General features: G+C 48.0%; 2 protein-coding genes. Both read left to right on the top strand.

The window, feature by feature from the left end; genetic code table 11:
• Positions 1 to 170 precede the first annotated feature (170 nt).
• Entirely contained in the window at positions 171 to 809 is a 639-nt protein-coding gene (locus ACZMB2_RS14425; RefSeq protein WP_036627031.1) for a hypothetical protein, read from the top strand.
• 23 nt (positions 810 to 832) lie between these two features.
• Positions 833 to 1,056 (top strand): hypothetical protein (locus tag ACZMB2_RS14420; protein WP_487597229.1); only part of this gene is annotated, 224 nt, incomplete at its 3' end.

Raw genomic sequence — 1,056 nt, 5'->3', positions numbered from 1 at the left:
TTGTACCCTTCCTGTGGGGGAGCCATTTGGACTTATGGTTGAGTTTTCAGGGGATACGCCAACGGATGTATATGGCTTGTCGGAAGCGGAAGAAATAGAAGCGGACATGGAATAATATAAAGGAGCCGATCAGATTGTGTGAGAATGCGAAAATTCTTTGTCCTTACTGTTTGACGAGAGAAATTGACCCGGCACAGGCGATATGCTCTGCTTGTTATTCAAAAGAGGATAAATGGGAGCGAGGCAGTTGGGATGACCTACGCAAGCGCAAGAATGCCGATGAAATCCAGATGTTTACCATAGCCAAAAAAGTAGATGAAGCGTTCCAGATACCAGAAAATGAAGCTTATGCCTGTATAGAGAAACACGAAATGATTCAGGCTGAGGCCTTGGAACGGGAAATGGAGGCTTTTCACCGGCGGCGCATCCTTTGTATGGTGGAGATATTTTCCAAGATTGATTGCGGCATCCTCTTTTCTGGCTATGTAGAACTGGATACCTATTTCAAGAATGTGTGGGATTATGCCCATCAGCGCATTGCCGCAGAACAGCTCAGAGAGGTTCAGGAGTATCTGCGGTCACAGATTCCATGGAAATCCCTATCCAGTCAGCGGATGGATCTGGGGGCAGAACTTCTCAACTTTTGGTGCGGAGAAGATGAGTTGGATTGGGGCTATTCTCAATATTTTGAGATTGCAGCAGGTAATCTCAAGCCGTTTCTTGCAATGACCTTATTCACAGAGATTCTGTGTAAGCATTTTCCAGATGTAATGTCTGCGCCAGTCAAGCGGCTGAGCAGCAAACTTTGAGGCACTAAAAAGGGGGTACTTTCATGCCAGACTGGGCACAAATCATATCCGATGCGCTGGACATTCTAAAATTTGACGGAGCCGTACAGGACACTCTGGCGGAACTTCGAGGGAAATGGGGCGCACAGGTCCCGGCGCTGCTGGATGAACGCTTTGACGCTATCGGCATCCAATATATGAAATTGCCCCATGAAAAAGGAGCGGCGGCCTTGGGGCAGGAACTCTCTGCCTTCGGCTGGGCGTTGTA

The organism is Hominiventricola sp. (genome assembly GCF_057604405.1).
The sequence above is the reverse complement of the archived record's forward strand: the minus strand, read 5'-3'. Positions and strand labels throughout refer to the sequence as shown.